This is a genomic window from Microbacterium sp. P2_F9, from assembly GCF_056403635.1.
In genome coordinates this window covers 1-3,508 of record NZ_JBFUFC010000287.1, presented here as the reverse complement: position 1 = coordinate 3,508, position 3,508 = coordinate 1, and the positions used below count along the sequence as shown (strand labels likewise).

2 protein-coding genes and 1 pseudogene are annotated in these 3,508 nt (G+C 68.8%); all 3 read left to right on the top strand.

Translation table 11 applies throughout. From position 1 onward, the window contains the following. Positions 1-23 precede the first annotated feature (23 nt). Entirely contained in the window at positions 24-1,754 is a 1,731-nt protein-coding gene (gene resB, locus AC1DVT_RS18865; RefSeq protein ID WP_477390777.1) for a cytochrome c biogenesis protein ResB, read from the top strand. A gap of 5 nt (positions 1,755-1,759) precedes the next feature. Next, the gene (ccsB, locus tag AC1DVT_RS18860) at positions 1,760-2,836 is read left to right on the top strand and encodes a c-type cytochrome biogenesis protein CcsB (protein WP_477390775.1); all 1,077 of its coding nucleotides are present in this window, start codon (positions 1,760-1,762) and stop codon (positions 2,834-2,836) included. A gap of 292 nt (positions 2,837-3,128) precedes the next feature. After that, a pseudogene (locus AC1DVT_RS18855) lies at positions 3,129-3,508 on the top strand (hypothetical protein); the annotation flags it as partial.

Here is a 3,508-nt window from a genome sequence, read left to right as displayed (position 1 = left end):
GGGAATCGGTCGTCGGCGATCCGCTGCGGCCGGCCGACCACGCCGACTCCGCGCCGCCCGCTGCCGGCGGCGACGACATCGTCCAGCCCGCCCTCGGCCCGATCGGATGGCTGCGGTGGTGCTGGCGGCAGCTCACGAGCATGCGCACGGCCCTCGTGCTGCTGCTCCTGCTCGCCATCGCGGCGGTGCCCGGATCGATCGTCCCGCAGCGCAGCGCCGACCCGAACGGCGTCGCGCAGTACTTCGCCGACAACCCGACGCTCGCCCCGATCATCGACGGCATGCAGCTGTTCGACGTCTACTCGTCGGCGTGGTTCTCGGCGATCTACATCCTCCTTTTCGTCTCGCTGATCGGCTGTGTGATCCCGCGCACGAAGCATCACTGGAAGGCGCTGCGCGCTCGCCCGCCGCGCACTCCTGCGCGCCTCAGCCGGCTCGACGACCACCGTGAGTCGAGCGTCGAGCTGACTGCTGATGCGGATGCCGCGGCCTCTGCCGCGACCGCGATCAGCCTCGCCGAGGCCCAGCTCAAACGCGCCGGGTACCGGACAGAGCGGTACGACACGGCCGGCTCGCTGTCGATCTCGGCGGAGCGCGGCTACCTCCGCGAGACCGGAAACCTGATCTTCCACGGGGCGCTCGTGGGGGTGCTCATCGCGGTGGCGGTCGGCGGTGGCCTCACCTATACCGGACAGAGCGTCATCATCGAGGGTCGCAGCTTCGTGAACACGATGCTCGACTACTCCTCCTTCAACCCCGGTCGCTTCGTCGACGAAGACAAGCTCACCCCGTACTCGCTGACCCTCGACAAGTTCTCGGTCACGTACCAGCCGCCCGGTTCGGCCGGAGCCGGCCAGGCCGGCGACTTCATCGCCCACCTCACGACCGAGCTCGGGGGAGAGGCGCCCGAGGAGGGCGAAGTGCGGGTGAATCACCCGCTCGAGGTCGCGGGCGACAAGATCTACCTCATGGGCAACGGCTACGCCCCCACGATCACCATCCGAAACGCCGATGGCGACATCGTGTTCCAGGACCCGGTGCCGTTCCTGCCGCAGGACGCGCACATGACATCGCTCGGCGTCGTGAAGGTGCCGGACGGCCTGCCGGAGCAGCTCGGCCTCGTCGGCTTCTTCTATCCGACCGCGCAGAAGCTCTCCACCGGAGCCCTCACCTCGATTTACCCGGCGCTCGTCTATCCCGTGCTCACGCTGAACGTGTACTCGGGCGACCTCGGCATCGACGATGGCACTCCGCGCTCGGTCTACAGCCTCGATCCGACCGGCATGACCCGCCTCACCGGCGGCGATACGGGAGTCGACCCCATCGAGCTCATGCCGGGTCAGACCACCGATCTGCCCGACGGCTACGGCACGATCACCTTCGAGAACGAGGCGCCCGGCACTGCGACCGGCGATGACAGCACCCACGCACAGGGCTACGACGGCGCCGTCAAGCGCTACGTCTCGCTCTCGGTGCACCGGGATGTCATCGCCCCGTGGGTGCTCTCGTTCGCGGTGCTGGCGCTGCTCGGCCTCCTCGCGGCGCTGTTCGTCCCGCGCCGCCGCATGTGGGTCAAGGCGACCACCGAGGGCCGGACCATCCGGATCGAGTACGCCGCGCTCGCGCGCGGTGAGGATCCCACCCTCGCCGCCGCCATCGACCAGGTGGCGCAGCGGCATGGGGGCGCGCTCGAGGACGCACTGCGCGAGGCGTCGGCGGCGCCGGGTCGCGGCATCCGTCCCGACGTAGACTGATCGCCATGCCCGAAACCCTCACACTCGACTCGGTGTCGGTGCTCCTCGTGTGGACCGCGATCGCGGTCTACGCCCTCGCCTTCATCGCGTACGCCGTCGACCTCTCGCGCCGAGGCGCCGACGCCGTGGACGCGCAGGATGCCGAGCTCGCCCGTGATCGGGAGCTCGTCTCGGTGGGAGCAGCCGGTGTCGCCGACGATTCCGTCGCCCGGCTGCGGGCGGAGGGGCTTGCCGCTGAAGCGGCGCTCGAGGCGCCGCCGTCGCGTCGCCCGCGGATGGTGTGGGCGCGCATCGGCACATCGCTGACGGTGCTCGGATTCCTGTTCCACCTCGGCGGAGCGGTCACCCGTGGCATCGCCTCGGGACGCGTGCCGTGGTCGAACATGTACGAGTTCGCGCTGACCGGCACCCTGCTCATCGTCGCGGTGTATCTGATCGTGCTGCTGCGCTACGACCTGCGCTTCCTCGGGGCTTTCATCACCGGGATGGTCGTGCTCCTGCTCGGTGCCTCGGCGCTCAAGTTCTATGTCGAGATCACGCCGCTCATGGACCCCCTGAAATCGGTGTGGCTCGTCATCCACGTCTTCGTCGCCTCGCTGGCGACGGCGCTGTTCGCGCTTGCCTTCGGCCTGTCGGTGCTGCAGCTCATGCAGGCGCGCCGCGAGCGCAGGACCATTGCTGCGGCCGAGCTGCGGGCGCTTCAGGACGAGCGCGGCGATGCCCCCACTCCGGCCAAGGCCGGCCCGCGGTTCCTGCGGACCCTCCCCGGCTCGGAGGCGCTCGAGTCGCTCGCCTACCGGTTCGCGATCCTCGGCTTCATCTTCTGGACCTTCACGCTGATCGCCGGATCGATCTGGGCGAACGACGCGTGGGGACGCTACTGGGGCTTCGACACGAAGGAAGTCTGGACCTTCGTCATCTGGGTGCTCTACGCCGGCTACATCCACGCGCGGGCGACGCGCGGATGGCGCGGCTCACGCTCGGCGTGGCTGTCGATCATCGGCTTCTCAGCGGTCATGTTCAACTTCACGATCGTGAACATGTTCTTCAAGGGCCTGCACGTCTACAGCGGCCTCAGCTGACCTCGGGGGCGATTCCACTCCCTGATCTGGGCTGAATTTGATTCGCGCATGCGCCGCGTGTCTTATGCCGATGTGAGCATGTCCCATGGTAATGGGTCGTTTTCCCTAGGGCTCTTGACGCGCGCTCGACGCTGGGCATAGCTTGACCCGCGGATCGACCTGACATGACGAAAGCGGTCGGGAGATCAAACAGTGTTGTGGTCAGCACCGGGTTGGGGATTGCCTTCCGAGGCAGTAGAACCCGGTGTCAAAGGTCCGATCATGGGCAGGCGCGATGGCTGGGGAACACGAAATGGAGCGCTCGGAGAGCGCGACTTTTCGTGCGCTCGCGTTCTTCACCGCCCTTGTCGTCGCACTCACGCTGACCGCCCCGGCCGCAAGCGGCTTGGTTATTTCGCCGGTACCCACGGTCGCCGCATCGGCGCCGGCTTCGGGTGTGCCGGTCTCGGTCGAGGGCGCTGCCGCGCCGGCCACGGTGGTCGGAGCGGCCGCGTACCTGAACGTGCGCCCGTTCGACGAAACCGCCACCGATCCGGCAGCCACCCCGCCCGCCGACCCCGCGGTCGTCGCACCCGACGCGCCACCGCCGGCAGATCCCGCACCCGCAGAGCCTGCTCCCGCCGCACCCGCGCCCGCGGATCCTGCTCCGGCAGAACCCGCCCCGGCGGATCC

What these genes read in the sequence shown, in the direction of transcription:
- ccsB (WP_477390775.1), top strand. Translation starts at nt 1,760, where the DNA reads ATGCCCGAAACCCTCACACTCGACTCGGTGTCGGTGCTCCTCGTGTGG.